At 64.2% G+C, this 15257-nt stretch carries 18 protein-coding genes; 12 read left to right on the top strand and 6 right to left on the bottom strand.

Features of this window, described 5'->3' with window-relative positions; genetic code table 11:
• Nucleotides 1-15: 15 nt before the first annotated feature.
• The 6 genes from VT03_RS08515 to rpsL form a co-directional block, all read right to left on the bottom strand.
• Nucleotides 16-636, bottom strand: a complete 621-nt coding sequence (locus tag VT03_RS08515) for a carboxymuconolactone decarboxylase family protein (protein ID WP_075092592.1) — start codon at nucleotides 634-636, stop codon at nucleotides 16-18.
• Nucleotides 637-782: 146 nt separating this feature from the next.
• Entirely contained in the window at nucleotides 783-1325 is a 543-nt protein-coding gene (locus VT03_RS08510; protein WP_075092591.1) for a peroxiredoxin, read from the bottom strand.
• Between the two features lie 714 nt (nucleotides 1326-2039).
• The gene (locus VT03_RS08505) at nucleotides 2040-3419 is read right to left on the bottom strand and encodes a hypothetical protein (RefSeq protein WP_075092590.1); all 1380 of its coding nucleotides are present in this window, start codon (nucleotides 3417-3419) and stop codon (nucleotides 2040-2042) included.
• A 78-nt stretch (nucleotides 3420-3497) separates the two neighbouring features.
• The gene (fusA, locus tag VT03_RS08500) at nucleotides 3498-5573 is read right to left on the bottom strand and encodes an elongation factor G (RefSeq protein ID WP_075097005.1); all 2076 of its coding nucleotides are present in this window, start codon (nucleotides 5571-5573) and stop codon (nucleotides 3498-3500) included.
• Between the two features lie 161 nt (nucleotides 5574-5734).
• On the bottom strand, nucleotides 5735-6208 hold the full coding sequence (rpsG, locus tag VT03_RS08495; RefSeq protein ID WP_075092589.1) for a 30S ribosomal protein S7: 474 nt from the start codon (nucleotides 6206-6208) through the stop codon (nucleotides 5735-5737).
• An 84-nt stretch (nucleotides 6209-6292) separates the two neighbouring features.
• Nucleotides 6293-6670, bottom strand: a complete 378-nt coding sequence (gene rpsL, locus VT03_RS08490) for a 30S ribosomal protein S12 (RefSeq protein WP_075092588.1) — start codon at nucleotides 6668-6670, stop codon at nucleotides 6293-6295.
• Between the two features lie 522 nt (nucleotides 6671-7192).
• Between rpsL and VT03_RS08485 the strand changes: the two genes are divergently transcribed.
• The 12 genes from VT03_RS08485 (at nucleotide 7193) to VT03_RS08430 (ending at nucleotide 14982) form a co-directional block, all read left to right on the top strand.
• Nucleotides 7193-7822, top strand: a complete 630-nt coding sequence (locus VT03_RS08485) for a 50S ribosomal protein L25 (RefSeq protein WP_075092587.1) — start codon at nucleotides 7193-7195, stop codon at nucleotides 7820-7822.
• Nucleotides 7823-7845: 23 nt separating this feature from the next.
• Entirely contained in the window at nucleotides 7846-8424 is a 579-nt protein-coding gene (pth, locus tag VT03_RS08480; protein WP_075097004.1) for an aminoacyl-tRNA hydrolase, read from the top strand.
• 108 nt (nucleotides 8425-8532) lie between these two features.
• Nucleotides 8533-8907, top strand: coding sequence for a 30S ribosomal protein S6 (gene rpsF, locus VT03_RS08475; protein WP_075092586.1), 375 nt, complete (start codon nucleotides 8533-8535; stop codon nucleotides 8905-8907).
• Nucleotides 8908-8997: 90 nt separating this feature from the next.
• Nucleotides 8998-9519 (top strand): single-stranded DNA-binding protein, encoded by a 522-nt coding sequence (locus tag VT03_RS08470; RefSeq protein WP_075092585.1) that lies wholly within the window; start codon nucleotides 8998-9000, stop codon nucleotides 9517-9519.
• Nucleotides 9520-9636: 117 nt separating this feature from the next.
• Nucleotides 9637-10146, top strand: coding sequence for a 50S ribosomal protein L9 (gene rplI / locus VT03_RS08465; protein WP_075092584.1), 510 nt, complete (start codon nucleotides 9637-9639; stop codon nucleotides 10144-10146).
• Nucleotides 10147-10319: 173 nt separating this feature from the next.
• Complete coding sequence (gene rpmJ, locus VT03_RS08460) at nucleotides 10320-10436, top strand: 50S ribosomal protein L36 (protein ID WP_075092583.1); 117 nt, start codon at nucleotides 10320-10322, stop codon at nucleotides 10434-10436.
• Between the two features lie 113 nt (nucleotides 10437-10549).
• The gene (rpsM, locus tag VT03_RS08455; RefSeq protein WP_075092582.1) at nucleotides 10550-10936 is read left to right on the top strand and encodes a 30S ribosomal protein S13; all 387 of its coding nucleotides are present in this window, start codon (nucleotides 10550-10552) and stop codon (nucleotides 10934-10936) included.
• Between the two features lie 163 nt (nucleotides 10937-11099).
• On the top strand, nucleotides 11100-11510 hold the full coding sequence (rpsK, locus tag VT03_RS08450) for a 30S ribosomal protein S11 (RefSeq protein ID WP_075092581.1): 411 nt from the start codon (nucleotides 11100-11102) through the stop codon (nucleotides 11508-11510).
• Nucleotides 11511-11638: 128 nt separating this feature from the next.
• Nucleotides 11639-12649: a DNA-directed RNA polymerase subunit alpha gene (locus tag VT03_RS08445; protein ID WP_075092580.1), complete on the top strand. Its 1011-nt coding sequence runs from the start codon at nucleotides 11639-11641 to the stop codon at nucleotides 12647-12649.
• Between the two features lie 125 nt (nucleotides 12650-12774).
• Nucleotides 12775-13359: a bL17 family ribosomal protein gene (locus tag VT03_RS08440; protein ID WP_075092579.1), complete on the top strand. Its 585-nt coding sequence runs from the start codon at nucleotides 12775-12777 to the stop codon at nucleotides 13357-13359.
• A gap of 155 nt (nucleotides 13360-13514) precedes the next feature.
• On the top strand, nucleotides 13515-14111 hold the full coding sequence (folE, locus tag VT03_RS08435; protein ID WP_075092578.1) for a GTP cyclohydrolase I FolE: 597 nt from the start codon (nucleotides 13515-13517) through the stop codon (nucleotides 14109-14111).
• A gap of 115 nt (nucleotides 14112-14226) precedes the next feature.
• Nucleotides 14227-14982 carry a hypothetical protein gene (locus tag VT03_RS08430; RefSeq protein WP_075092577.1) on the top strand — a complete coding sequence of 252 codons (756 nt, stop codon included), beginning with the start codon at nucleotides 14227-14229 and terminating at the stop codon, nucleotides 14980-14982.
• Nucleotides 14983-15257 lie beyond the last annotated feature (275 nt).

Genomic DNA, 15257 nt, shown 5'->3' with positions numbered 1-15257 from the left:
GATGATCGGATTCGGCTACGAACCGAAGTTCTCGAACTGGGCCCCGGCATACACAGTCGCCGCACACTGGATGCACTCAAGCAGTTGCTCGTCCGAAAGGCCGAGAGCCCGGGCTTTCTCGACATGGCCGCTCGTGCAGGGCTTGCAGGCGTTGATGTCGCTGATCGCGATGTTCAGCAGCTCGACCGTCTTGTCGTCGAGCGACGTGTTCGAGAACGTGTGGGCCCGCAGGCCGACCGCCATCCCCTCGAACAGGGCGCTCCCGCTCAGGTCGCGGAACTTGAAGAACGTGTTGTACGTGTAGTTGATGGCGATGATCGCCAGCACTTCATTGACCTGCTGCTCCGGACAACCGAGGGCCTGGCAGCGCTTCGAAAAGTAGTCGATCCAGACATCGCACTTGGCGTGCAGACTGACCGCCAGGCCGAGCATCGCCTTCGTCTTCGCATCGAGCGTGCCCGGGTTGTACACGAACTTCTTGAAGTTCATGTAGAAGTCCTTGAGGAACGGCTCGACCCGGCCCATCCGCAGGAACATGTCGGGAATCTGCCCCTCGAAGAGCTCTTCGAGGCGTTCGTAGGTGGCGACGACGTTTTCCGGAGCGTCGGACTTGGGAAGCGGAGCGAGACGGGCCATGGGAGCGACGGACTCGGAAAGGAGTGGAGAGCGCTGACCGATCCGAGCGAGTGTCGGCGGCGTGCAGAGAACAGGAAGAGAGGAATGGAGCCCGGAAGAGGAGCCGCCGACGAGTAGCCAGCTCGTCGGCGGTCCCGAGCTTGAAACTAGCTGAGGGTCTTCTCGCCGGCCTTCCAGTTGCACGGGCAGAGCTTGTCGGTCTGGAGGGCGTCCAGGATCCGGAGGCACTCTTCCACGCTGCGGCCGACCGAGAGGTCGTTGACCGAGGTCCAGCGGACGACGCCGTTCGGATCGATCAGGAACGTGCCGCGGTAGGCGATTCCCATGTCTTCCTTGAGGACGCCGTAGGCCTTCGACAGCTCGTGCGTCGTGTCGGCGAGCATCGGGTACTTGAGGCCCGCGAGGTCGCCGTGAGCGTCGCACCAGCCCTTGTGGGAGTAGACGCTGTCGGTGCTGGCGGTCAGGACTTCGCAGTTGCGGTCGCGGAAGTCGCCGAGGGCCTTGTTGAAGGAGACGATTTCCGTCGGGCAGACGAAGGTGAAGTCGAGCGGGTAGAAGAAGAGGAGAACCCACTTTCCGCGGAGATCGGAAAGGTTGATGGTGCGGAACTGCTGGTCGCTGTTGTTCTTGGTGCGATCGTATGCGAGCACGGAGAAGTTCGGTGCCGGCTTGCCAACCTGTGCGCTCATGTGCGGTGAACCTGTCCTCAGAAACGGTAGGGCGAGGGTGATGTCCCAGCGCCGCGAGCAAATCTGCGAGGAGTATATGAGGCGCCCCGCGCGAATCAAAGAGGCGGGGAGGCGAATGCGACCCATAAGCGATTGCAATGGATCGGGTGAGTGGCTACACGGTTTTGATGATCGAACGAGCGGTGGGAATCGCGCGGTACAGCGAGTGTGTGCGCCTGGAAAGTCGGTGGCGTCGCTCGAGTGGGAGAGGCCTGATCGTCGGGGACTGGGAGGGCGAAGCGCCAGCTGACCCGCAGCGTTGACCCCGTACCCGATCTGTATCCCCGCCCTCTCCTCCTCGTCTTCTCTGTGTTCTCCGTTTCTCTGCGTTTCAAAACTCTTCGGGGAGAAGGAAACACAGAGGCACAGAGGGCACGGAGAACAGGGGACGAGGAGTCCACCGATGAACAGGGAAAGCCCTCAGGAGGGCCAAGCTCCTGCTGAGCCGCGAAGGTTCGCAAACGCCCTCCCTCTGCCGCCTCGACCTCCCGCCCCATCTTCCGGGAACGGCACGGTTCTCATCGGGCGAGACTGGAGACGTACTCCACCGCCGCGGCTCGGCTGGAGCCTCGCCCTCCCGATGTCGTCCCCCCGATCCGCCTGTCGGAATGTTCCACCGACTTTCGGGATACACACACCAGAGCAACGCCGGCGGACCGCTGCAGCAGACCGCTTTCAGGTGTTTCGCGCTTCGTCCGAAGGGGCGGCGGCGCTCTCGGATCGGCGGAAGAGACCGCATCCGGAGGCGAGCAGGGCCAGGGCCGGGACGAGCGGTGCCCGCATCCGGGCGTTGCTGAAATAGACGGCGTGCAGGGCCGTGAGAGACAGGATCAGGAGGAGCGGCAGCGCGAACCGCCCGTCTCGCCGCCTGAGCACTCCCACCAGTCCGCACAGCGCGACGCCGAACTGCAGGCCGTAGTAGACCGCAATGATCCGGTTCCGCACCGCATTCCCCTGCCCCGCCCCTTCTCCCGAGGGAGCGAGCTTCCAGAAACTCCGCACGCGATGCAGGGAGGCTTCGAGAAACTCCCGGGGGTGAGTTCCGATCCAGGCTCGGGCCTGATCGGAATACCAGCGGTCTTCGGCGATCTCTCCCCGGGCGCCCGCGGCGGCGGCCAGCTCCGTCTGCTCCCGTTGCCAGCGATCCAGGCTGTCGGCGGCCCAGACGGTCCCCCAGGGAGCGCGGACGACCTCGGCGTAGTAGACGGGATTGTTCGAGAGCAGCAGCGTGTAGCCGCCGTGGGTCGTCGTCACGATCGGACGGCCGAACCGGAGCTGATTGCGGATCGGCCAGGGGGCGATCGTCAGCCCGAGGGCGAGAAGCGCGAGCCACGGCAGCCGGCGGAGCCGCTCGGCGGCGGGGGCATTGGCGAGCGGCGAACTGGCGGCTTCTCGACGCGATGGCCGCAGGCCCGTCCAGGCAATCCACAGGGCCCACAGCGCGGCGCCGGGAAGAAAGGTCGGGCGGCAGAGGCAGGCCAGTCCCAGGCCGGCGCCGATCGCGATCTGCCGGGACCGCGACCAGCTCACGGGCGGGGACATGCCGAGCGCGAGGACCGCCGCGGCCAGGAACGTCGCGAGCGTCTCCGTCATCATCTGCGGCGTGTAGAGCAGCAGCATTGGATCGATCGCCACGATCCCGGCGGCGATCCGGTGCGTCCAGGCGGCAGAGTGACGAGAAGGGGAGCACGCCGGCTCCGTCAGCCGCCGTGCGGCGACCCAGGTCAGCAGGACCGTCCCCGCCCCCAGGGCGACCTGCAAGCCGGCCCGCAGCCAGAGCTGGTCGGTCCCCGAGATCGGCGCGAGGAGCAGCGGGTAGAGCGGAGGACGATAGGCGGTCGGACGCGTCGATCCTGGCGTCGAAAACCCGTCTCCCGCCGCGACAGCCCGGGCGATGCCGAGGTAGGCGTCGCGATCCTTGTTCAGCTCGCCGGAGAACGTGCAGACCGCGGCGATCCGCAGCGCGATCGCCAGGACGACGATCCCCCACAGCCACCCGTCGGTCGCGGGGCGGCGGGCTTCAGCTTTCGGCGGGGGCGTCACGGTCGACATCATGCTCCGCGGAACAGGCGCACAACCGGCCTCAGGGAACCGACCGCTTCCTTCGACGTCTGCTGACCGCCGATCGCAAAACTACCGCCCGAGCATTTCGTCGAGGACGTCCTTCGGCGCCAGATCGTACTTGAGCGGCTCCATCGAGTACGACGCGCGGCCGGTCGAGAGGCTGCGGACGTGGGTCGAGTAGCCGAACATCTTCGCCAGCGGGGCTTCGGCGGACAGGACTGTCAGGTGATCGCGGGGCTCGCTGCCGACGATCCGGGCGTGCCGCTGGTTGAGGTCCGCCTGGATGTTGCCGAGGAACTCCGGCGGGGTCACGACTTCGAGCTTCATGATCGGCTCGAGAAGCGCGATCTGGCCGCCGTTGAGGGCGTTCTGGACCGCGATCGCGGACGCCGCCCGGATCGCCTCCTCGGTCGACTGCCCCTGGACGTAATCGACCGCTTCGATGACGAAGCGGACATGCAGCAGCGGGTAACCGACGAGACCGCCCGACTGGGCCGCCTCCTGGACCGCCTGGTTGATGAGGCGGTCGACTTCCGCCGGCAGGGCGTCGAACTTGAGCTCGCTCTTCACCGCGATCGTCTCGGCCCCGTCGGTCGGCTCGATCCGGATGCGGACCTTGCAGTAGTTCGTCTCGCCGCCGTTGACCCGGCTGTACTCCCCTTCCCCGCGGACCATCTTGGTGACCGTCTCGCGGTAGCTGACGCGGGGCTTGTGGACCCGCACGTTCAGGTTGAAGTCGCGGTGCAGCCGCTCGCGGATGATCTCCAGGTGGAGCTCGCCCATCCCGCTGATGAGCGTCTGGCCGGTCTCTTCGCTCACCTTGGCCTTGAACGTCGGATCCTGCCGCCCCAGCCGTCCGAGAGCGTCTTCGAGCTTCTTGCGGTCGCCGCTCGTCTCCGGCTCGACCGCCATCGAGATGACGGTCTCGGGGAACGTGATCGACTCCAGCAGGACCGGGTTCCGCTGGTCGCACAGCGTATCCCCGGTGACGACTTCCTTCGGGCCGACGATCCCGATGATGTCCCCGGCCAGCACCTGGTCGGTCTCGAGCTTCTCCCGCTGGTCCGCCTGGATGTGCCAGAGCTGGCTGATGAGCTCCATCTTCCCCGTCCGCGGGTTCAGCATCCGCGAGCCGCTCTTGAGGACGCCGGAGTAAACGCGGGCGAAGCACAGGTCGGCGTGCTTGTCCGCCTGGATTTTGAAGACGAGCGCCGCGACCGGATCGTCGACCGACGGCTTCCGCTCGGTCTCGGCCGGCTCGTTCTTCTTCGGCTTCGGGTTGATCCCCTTGACCGGCGGACGGTCGAGCGGGCTCGGGAGGTAGCGGGCGACGCCGTCGAGGAGCGGCTGGACGCCGCAGTACTTCAGCGACGTTCCGCAGAAGAGGGGCTGGAATCGCCGCTCGATCGTTCCCCGGCGGAGAAGCTGGTGGATCGTCTCGATCGGGAGGTCGCCGTCGTTGAGGTAGGTCTCCATCGCCGCGTCGTCGATGACGGCGACCGTCTCGACGAGCTTGTCCCGCCACTGCTTCGCCGATTCGAGGTGCTCCTCGGGGATGTCGCGGATGTCGATCTTCTCCCCCTTGGACTCGAAGTCGAAGTACATCGCCTTCATGTCCAGGAGGTCGATGATCCCTTCGAAGGCCTGCCCCGCCCCGATGGGGATGAACAGCGGGCAGGGATCGGCCCCCAGCCGCTTCCGCATCTGATCGAGAACCCGCTCGAAACTGGCGCCGATGCGGTCCATCTTGTTGATGAAGCACATCCGCGGGACGCCGTACCGGTTCGCCTGCCGCCAGACGGTCTCGCTCTGGGCCTCGACCCCTTCCATGGCGCTGAACACGACCACCGCGCCGTCGAGGACCCGCAGGCTGCGCTCGACTTCGGCCGTGAAGTCGACGTGGCCGGGGGTGTCGATGATGTTGATCGTCACGTCTTTCCAGCGGCAGGTGATCGCCGCGGAGTAGATCGTGATCCCCCGCTTCGCCTCTTCGGGGTCGAAGTCGGTCGTCGTGTTGCCGTCGTCGACGTTCCCCATCCGGTGGATGGCATGGGTGTAGAACAGGATCCGTTCCGTCGTCGTCGTCTTGCCGGCATCGATGTGGGCCACGATGCCGATATTGCGAAGCGTTTCGATGGGTGTCATGGGATCGCCAGACGGCTGGATGGGATGCGCGGGGCCGGAGTGAATCCCCTCCGGCATTCGTTCAACAAAGAACGGTGTTCAACGAAAAACGAGAGGTCTTCCCGTATGGGAAAACCTCTCGTTCGGAAATCTCGGTTGATCTTCGAAGTGAACCTTGCGGTTCACCATGCGAAGTGAGCAAACGCCTTGTTCGCGTCGGCCATGCGGTGGACGTTCTCGCGAGTCGTCATCGCGGTTCCTTCCCGCTTGAAGGCGGCCATGAACTCGTCGGCCAGCGAGAAGGCGATGCCGCGTCCCTTGCGGCCGCGGGCGGCAGCGAGGATCCAGCGGATGGCGAGGGTCTGCTGACGCTTCGGACCGACCGGAGTCGGGACCTGGTACGTCGCACCACCGACGCGCTTCGAGCGGACTTCGATGCTCGGGCGGACGTTTTCCACGGCCCGGGTGAAGACTTCCGACGGCTCCACGTCGGGCAGCTTCTTGGCAATCATGTCCATGGCTTCGTAAAACGCCCCCATCGCCACGCCCTTCTTACCGTCGTACATCAGGCAGTTGATGAACTTCGAGATCAGGAGCGAGCCGTAACGGGGATCCGGCTTCAGTTGCGTTGCGCTGGCGGTAAAGCTCTTCGCCATGGTTAACTCAGGAGGCCTTCAAAAGGAAATGTGCGAAAACGATCGACTCAGAGACAACACGAAGCCGAATGCTGCGAGCGAGAATTACTTGCCCTTGGGGCGCTTGGCACCGTAGCGGCTGCGGGCCTGCTTCCGGTTCTGGACGCCGAGGGTATCGAGCACCCCGCGGACGATCTTGTACCGCACCCCCGGAAGGTCGCGAACACGACCGCCGCGGACGAGGACGATGCTGTGTTCCTGAAGGTTGTGGCCTTCACCGGGAACGTAAGCAGTCAGTTCCTTGCCGTTCGAGAGCCGAACGCGGGCGATCTTCCGGAGAGCCGAGTTCGGCTTCTTCGGGGTCATCGTTCGCACGATCAGACAGACGCCCCGCTTGAACGGACACCCTTCGAGGAGGGGAGTCTTGGTGCGGTTCCCCTGCTTCTTCCGGGGCTTGCGAATCAGCTGATTGATCGTGGGCATGGACTGAAATATCAGGAGCAAAAGCCGACAAAATCCCCTGGGAGTCCGAAGGGGAAACGCGAACTGTAGCGGTCCGGAAAAAACGCGTCAAGGAACTGGCGCGGCATTCGGAGTTGTATCGCGTACGATCCTGTTTGCAGCGAATTTCCAGTCAGCGGGCACGGCGCTTCGCGTCGCTGCCCCTGGCGTGCCGTCTTCTTCTTCGGGGACGGGCGGTTCCCGTGTCGGCGCAGTCCAAGGTGGAGTTCGCGGTGCGCCTTGGTCCCTTGGCGGCGGGTCTTCCGGTCTGCGGGCGGCAGTTTATAGCCCGAGGCCGCGATGGCGCAATGCTTCGACCGGCTTTTTTCGCTGGCGGAGTTGCAACAACGGGACCGCACCGATATCTTGTTCCGCTTCCCGTTTTTGGACCGCGGGACCGGTGTCTCGATTTGTCGGCGCGATGTTTGCCGCAAGTTGCGATTCCGGTGGCGGTTCTGGCGGGCGGTTGCGGATCTGTCGGTTTGTGTTGTTGCAGGATTGGTCATGTCCACAGCGGTCAAGCTGAGCGTGTCGAAGCGGACGGAAGAGGGGACCCGGGCTTGCCGGAATCTCCGCATTCAGGGGATCGTCCCCTGTAACGTCTATGGTCACGGCCAGGATCCGGTCCCCGTCAAGGTGGCTGCCGACAAGGTCCGCCCGCTGATCAATGCCGGCGTGAAGGTTGTCGACCTGGACGTGGACGGCAAGGTCGAAAGCGTCCTTGTCCGCGATGTCCAGTGGGACACGTTTTCGAATCACGTTTACCACGTCGACTTCCAGCGGGTCGACGCCACGCAGCGGGTTCTGGTCGAAGTGCCGATCCAGCTCCGCGGTACGGCCCCCGGCGTTGTGGCCGGCGGCCACGTCGAGCAGCCGCTGCACTCGCTGCATGTCGAGTGTCCGGCCCTCGAGGTTCCGGATCAGATTATCGTCAAGATTGCCGCTCTGGAGCTCGACCAGTCCCTGCATGTCAAGGATTTGACCGATCTGCCTGCCGGTGTCGTGATCAAGAACGCTCCGGACCTTGTCGTCGTTCACATTGCGAAGCCGAAGGCGGATCCGGGTTCGGGCGGCGGTGCGGCCCCCGAGGCGGACGCGGCTGGGAAGCCTAAGGAAGGTGCGGCTTCGGCCTAGTGGTCGGGCCTGGGGAGGTTCCCGTGAAGGTGGTGGTCGGTCTCGGGAATCCTGGCCGGCAGTATCTGGGGACCCGTCACAATATTGGGTTTGTGGTTGTTGAGGCCTGTGCGAAGTTGGACCCGGCCGCCGGATGGCGACTCAAGTTCAGCAGCCAGTGCTGTGAAGTCCGGATGGGAAGTGAGACGGTTCTTCTCGCCTGTCCGCAAACGTTCATGAACCTGAGCGGCAACGCGATCCGGCAGATGGTCGGGTTTCACAAGGTGCCGCTGGTGGACCTGCTGGTCGTCTGTGACGACATGAACCTTCCGGTCGGAAAGCTTCGCCTGCGGGCGGCTGGCTCGGCCGGGGGGCAGAAGGGCCTGCAGAATGCAATTGATCAGTTCGGGTCGAATCAGTTCGCCCGGCTGAGATTTGGAGTCGGTCGCCCGCCGGGGCAGATGGCCGCCACGGACTATGTCCTGGGGCGGTTCGCCAAGGCGGAAACCGACGATGTGGACCTGGCAGTGGGTCGAGCGGTGGATGCCGTTCGGCTCTGGGTCGAGCAAGGGGTGACCGCCGCGATGAATCGCGTCAACGCGGCACCGGAAGGCTCGGTCTGATCCGTACTGCCGGCGGAGTGGTTGTGGCGCCGTTGTGGTGCCGGCCAGTTCGCTGATCGAGCCGCAAGGCTCTGAACCTTGAACCCGCGCGATTGAGGGAGAGGGAAGTTGGCTCTGAAGAACTATGAGTGCATGTTTCTCGTGGACAGCGGCCGTTTTGCCGTGGATGCCCGCGGGACCGAAGAGGCGATCGGCGAGATCCTGAACCGCTGCGGCGCGGAAGTCATCCTCAAGATGCCGTGGCAGGAAGGGAAGCTGGCCTACCCTGTCGACGGGCACAAGAAGGGCCTGCATTATCTGACGCTGTTCACGATGGATGGCGGCCAGGTCACCGAGCTGAATCGCCTCTGCAAGCTCAGCGAAGTCGTCATTCGCCAGTTGCTGATTCAGCACCCGTCGCAGATCTTCAACGCGATGGTCGAAGCCTGCCGCGAGCACCATGCGGGCGGAACCCCCGCTGCCGAAGCTCCGGCGGTGTTCTAGTAGAGAGTCCCGACGACAGGTGTTATCCTGTTCAGTGCTGGGGCTTGGCCTCGGTGAACATTTGACCCTGGCGAGAACTGGGAGCGAGAGATGGCGAGCTTCAACAAGGTGATCCTGGTCGGGAATCTGACGCGGGATCCGGAAGTCAAGTACACCGCCGGCGGACAGGCGGTTGCGGAAGTCGGACTTGCCGTTAATCGGACGTGGTTTGACCAGAAGGCGAACGAGCGCAAGGAAGAGGTGACCTTCGTCGACGTGACCCTGTGGGGGCGTCAGGCGGAGGTGGCCGGGGAATACCTCGCCAAGGGGCGGAGTGTCCTGATCGAAGGTCGTTTGCAGCTCGATTCCTGGACCGATAAGGAGTCGGGACAGAAGCGGTCGAAGCTCCGCGTGGTTGGCGAGCAGATGACGATGCTCGGCGGCCGTGAAGGCGGGGGCGGCGGCGGTGGAGGAGCTGATGGCGGCGCCCGGGGAGCCGGGGGTCGGCCGCAGCAGTATGGCGGCGGCGAGGGGCGCGGTTCCCGTGGTGGGGGCCGGCCGCAGAGCGCGCCGTCCAGTGATTACAACCAGGAGTCGAGTTTCGACTCCCCGAATGACGAGGTGCCGTTCTGAGGTCGCCATCGAGGCGATGTTGGGGCGGAGGACTTTGAGTTCACCTGCCGGCCGGTGCGAGCGCCGCCGGGCGGAAAGAACGGCCGGGAGTGCCCGGCTGGAACGAGGATCAGACCCATGCCAGTGAAGCGGAAAGAACGAGTTCGTTCCAAGGACGTGCGCGGCGGCGTGCAGCTCATGCTGACCGAGAACCTGGAAGGGGTCGGCAGCCAGGGGGACCTGATTCGGGCCAAGCCCGGGTTTGCCCGGAACTACCTGCTGCCGATGGGCCTCGCCACCGTGGCGACGGAAGCGAACAAGCGGATGGTCGAGAGCCACCGCAAGCGCCAGGACGAAGCCGCTCAGAAGAAGCTGGCCGAGATCCGCGAGATCGCTAAGAAGATCAAGGACTACAGCGTCACCCTCGAGGCGAACGCCACCGAGGAAGGGCATCTGTACGGCTCGATCGTCGGCGTTGACATCAGCAAGTCGCTCGTCGCCGCTGGATATCCGGTTGAACCGGAACACGTCCGGCTGGAAGGTCCGCTCAAGGAACTGGGGATGTACACTGTCCGCATCCAGTTCCACCCGGACATCGAAGCCGACGTCAAGGTGTGGGTCGTCCCGACCGCCAGCTCGATCAAGTAATCTGGCCTCGGCAGGGCTCGGCGGACATCGCTGGGGACTGGTTGAGAGGACTCGGAAGGGCCCCGTCAAGGGACATTTTTCGAGGTTGCTTGTTCGATTTGCGTTAATCCATTACAGTTCGCGATTCCCGCGCGGGTTCGCCGGGAGCGTTGTTTGCCGAGATAGGTCAAGTCATGAAAGTCCGTGCGAGTGTCAAGCGGATCTGCGAAGGGTGTAAGATCGTTCGCCGTAAGGGCCGGACTTATGTGATCTGCTCTTCGAACCCCCGCCACAAGCAGCGGCAGGGTTGATTCGGAGTTTTCAGTCGTCAGTTCTCAGTCATCAGTAAGAAGAGGTGGGAGTCGCAGGTTGTCTCAGGCTGAAAACTGAGGACTGACGACTTTCCAACTCCAAGAGGCGTTTCATGCCGCGTGTTCTCGGTGTTGACATCCCGAACGACAAGCCGACCTACATTGCCCTGCAGTATCTGCACGGCGTCGGCCAGCCCCGTGCCATCGAGATCTGCCGGAACCTCGGCCTCGACATGCAGCGTCGCGCTCGCGAGCTGAGCGAAGACGACATCCAGAAGATCAACAGCACGCTGGACAACGACTACACGGTCGAAGGTCAGCTTCGCCGCCAGGTCCAGGAGAACATCGGCCGGCTGCGGAACATCGGCAGCTACCGGGGTCTTCGGCATCGCCGGAGCCTCCCGTGCCGCGGCCAGCGGACCCGGACGAACGCCCGGACCCGCAAGGGGATCAAGAAGACGGTCGCCGGAAAGAAGGGCGTCAAGGACGCCCGTCACTGAGCGGCGGACTGGGCCGGCCGAATGGCATTCCTGCTCTGGCGGAGATGCAAGTTCAAGCCGGGTGAGCCAGGTCGGTTGAGCCAGGTTGTTAAGGCCGGTACTCGGTCAGGTTTGAAAGACAGCGCGATTCACGCGACCTAGGTCGCACGATGGGGAGCCGGACGTGAGCAAGGCAGGCAAGACCGGGGGAGGATCTTCCTCGGGTGGCAAGAAGAAGATTCGCAAGAACGTCACGCGGGCGATTGCCTTCGTCAAGGCGACGTTCAACAACACGATCGTCACCATCACCGACGTGAATGGCGACGTTCTGTGTTGGGCCTCGGCGGGAAGCTCGGGGTTCAAGGGGTCGCGGAAGAGCACCCCGTTCGCTGCTCAGCGAGCCGCCGAAACGTGTGCCGACAAGGCCCGCAAGTTCGGCGTGAAGGAAATGGAAGTCCGCGTTCGTGGGCCGGGATCGGGCCGCGAAAGTGCCATCACCGGACTGCAGTTCGGCGGTGTCACGGTCAAGAGCATTGAAGACATCACCCCGCTGCCGCACAACGGCTGCCGGCCGCGCAAGCGGCGCCGTGTCTGAGCCCGTCCTCGTGGCGTGGCAAGGTCAAGGTTGGGGTTAGGATCGAACGCGATCATCCATTGTCCTGAGAGTGGACGGCACGGCTTCCGGGGCGGAGAGCCGGCAGTCCACGCGAGTGGAGCAGCAGCATGCGAATTCGTTGGCGAAACCTGGAGCTTCCCAGCCGTGTCGAGCCCGATCGGGCGACGATCACGGGGACCTACGGACTGTTCGTCGTTGAGCCGTTCGAGCGGGGCTTCGGGCATACGCTGGCGAACAGCCTGCGGCGGATCCTCCTCTCCAGCCTGGAAGGGAGCGCGATCACCCGCGCCAAGATCCACGGCGTCCAGCACGAATTCAGCACGATCCCGGGCGTTGTCGAAGACGTCACGGACATCTGCCTGAACCTGAAGTCGCTCGTCGTCAAGAACCACGGCACGACCACCAAGACGATCCGCATCGACCGCCATGAGCGGGGCGTTGTGACCGGTGCCGACGTCATCACCGACGACCAGATCGAGATCGTCAACAAGGACCTCGTCATCGCCACGATGACCGACGACGTCCCGCTGCAGATGGAGCTGACGGTCGAGAACGGCCGCGGCTACATCCCGGCGATCGAAACGCACGAGAAAATGCCCGAGCTCGGATCGATTCCGCTCGACGCTGCCTTCTCGCCGGTGACCCGCGTCCGGTACCGGGTGGAAGATACCCGCGTCGGTCAGCGGACGAACTACGACAAGCTGACCCTCGAGATCTGGACCAACGGGACGGTCAAGCCGGACATGGCCCTCGTCGAAGCGGCGAAGATCCTCCGGAAGCACCTCAACCCGTTCATCAGCTACCGCGAGCCGGGGCCGGAACTGCCGCCGGAAGCGGGGCTCAAGGGGATGCTCGAGTCGACCGGCTACGCTCCGATCGACCTGGAGCTCGAAGAGAAGCTGTCGATGTCCCTCGCCGAACTCAACCTCTCGGTCCGGGCGACGAACTGCCTGGAATCGGAAGGGATCACGAGCGTCCGCGACCTCGTCCAGAAGACCGAAGACCAGCTCCTGCAGGTCCGGAACTTCGGCGAAACGACTCTCCTGGAAGTCCGCGAGCGGCTGACCTCGATCGGTCTGCGGCTCGGCATGCGGGTTCCCAGCAGCTCGACGCGGTAGTTCGACGTTGTAGTGCGACGTAGTGCGGTGGCCGGCTCGAATGACGTGCCGGCGACGAGTTGCAGACAGAATTTAAGAATGACTGAGGAGCCGAAGTTCGGCTCCCCTGGAGTAGGGTAAGAGCAATGCGACACTTGGCACGCGGCCGGCGACTGGGACGGGATGTTCAGCATCGTCGGGCCCTCTTTCAGAACATGGCTTGCGCCCTGATCAAGACCGTGGAAGCCAAGGCGGACGAGCCGGGGGCGGCCAAGGTCCAGGGACGGATCGTGACGACGGTTCCGAAGGCCAAGGAGATCCGCCCGTACGTCGAGAAGCTGATTACCATGGCCAAGAAGTCTCTGCCGCACGCAGAGAAGGCCGCTGGTCTCGGCACGAAGGCGGAGAAGCGGTCGGAAGAGTACAAGAAGTGGCGTGAATCAGATGCCTGGACGAAGTGGAACGCGGCCATCGCGCCGGCGATCGCTCTTCGTCGGCAGGCGATGGCTCTGCTCCGCGACAAGGACGCGGTGCGGATCCTGTTTGACGATCTGGGTCCCCGGTTCCGTGATCGGGCCGGCGGCTATACCCGAGTTGTTCGGCTCGCCAACCGGCGGCTTGGGGATGGCGGTGAGCAGGCCCTGATCGAGTTTGTGGGAGGGGATCGCGACCGGAAGAAAAAGAGCGCCGCTCCGATGGTCGAGCCCGCGAAGGCGGAAGCTCAGGGCTAACGTGGCTCTGAAGACGGAAGTACGAAGCTCGACGTCGCTCGCGTCGAGCTTTTTTTATTGAGTTGCCAGTTTTCAGTCGTCAGTTTTCCGTAAGAATTGACGGCGTCGACGGGAGAAGTGCCCGTCTTTCCGTTGTCTCGCGAGGTCGCCACTCCGTGTCCGAGAGCTCCGCACCCGACGAGCCGAACCCTGTGGACCTGCCTCGGATCGAGCGGGCCGTTCGAGAGATCCTGGCGGCGGTCGGCGAGAATCCCGACCGCGAGGGGCTCCTGGAGACTCCGGGCCGCGTCGCGCGGATGTACAAGGAGCTGTTTGCCGGGCTGCATCTCGATCCCTCCCGTCACATGAAGCGGGTTTTCTCCGAGGAGTACGACGAGCTCGTCCTCGTGCGGGATATCAGCTTCAACAGCATGTGCGAGCACCACCTGCTGCCGTTCATCGGCAAGGCGCACCTGGGCTATCTGCCGAAGGGGAAAGTGGTGGGGCTCTCGAAGCTGGCGCGGATCGTCGACGAGATTTCGCGGAAGCCCCAGGTCCAGGAGCGGATGACGCACCAGATCGCGGACCTGATGAACAACGAGCTGGGGGCCAAGGGAGTGATTGTCGTCCTGGAGGCGGAGCACTCCTGCATGACGATTCGCGGGATCCGGAAGCCCGGGGCGCTGACCGTGACGAGCGCCGTCCGCGGGCTCTTCAAGTCGAATCCGTCGAGCCGGGCCGAGGCGATGTCCCTGATCAATCGCTCGAATTGAGCGGTTCCGAGGCGTGATTCTGGCCGTTTGAACCGCGAGGATGACACGCTTGCGAGCGTGGCGACCGAGGGTTTCCACCAGTCGACTTCATTGGGGCGCTCTGCCGAGGCGATAGATGATTCCGCAGTTCGCGCTGAGCCTCGTCTGCGGCCTAAGCCTGACGTGGTGTCTGATGCCGCGGCGGCAGGTGACGTCCGGCTTTTTCCGCATTCAGAATCTGCTGACGCTCGGGCTTTCGGTTCTGGTGCTGCTGACGATCGACCAGCTTCCGAGTCTTTCCGCCGGGACGTCGCTGGTGAACCCGGTCTGGCTTCGTGTTGGCGCGATCGCGGCGGCGGTGACGAGCTTTGTCAGTTCGGTGCTCTGGACGCTCGAGCGCCGCACTGGCGGGACTTGGGGGGCGTGGCTGCTGTGTGGGCTGTCGCTGCTTCTGTTGATCGGCACGCAGAGTCGCGGTGCCGGCTTGGTCCCGGCGGTGGTCTCCGCCCTTTCGTCCGCGTGGCTGATCGGCGGGAGTACGGCCGCGATGCTGCTTGGACACTGGTATCTGACGGCACGCGGGATGCCGCTGGCTCCGCTCATTCGGCTGAACTGGCAGTATCTGGCGGCGGTGGTGGCTCGGGCGGCGGTGGGGGTCGGGCTGGTGGTGTTTGCGTCGACGTCGCTTCTGAGTCAGCATCCGGTGTGGTGGTTGCTGCGGTGGGGGGCGGGGATTGTAGGGCCCTTTGTTCTGGCGATTCTGGTGTTCCGGATCTTGCGGTATCGGAACACGCAGTCGGCGACGGGGGTGTTGTTTGCGGCGGTGATTCTGGTCTTCATGGGTGAGATGGCGGCGTCGCTGCTGCAGCAATCACTGGGACAACCTGTTTAATCCGGGGTCCAGGGGTTCACCCCTGGTGGGGAGTGCAGAGGGGCAACGCCCCTTTGCCCGCCGGAGGCCCTCTCGTCGAGAGATGTCTGAAGGAGGGAGTATCCAACCGCGGACACCGTGCCGGATGCCACCCCACCAATCCGCGGGGACTTCAGAGCGAGCGTGGAGTCCTCAACGCTGGTACCACAAAGGGCCGTCTGTTGCTTACCACGGTTCCTCACAGGAGTGCCTCCGGCGGCAAGGGGGCGTGGCCCCCTTGACCCCAGGCCGCCGTG

The sequence above is a fragment of the Planctomyces sp. SH-PL14 genome (assembly GCF_001610835.1).
Classification (GTDB): domain Bacteria; phylum Planctomycetota; class Planctomycetia; order Planctomycetales; family Planctomycetaceae; genus Planctomyces_A.
This window is presented reverse-complemented; position numbering and strand designations above follow the sequence as displayed.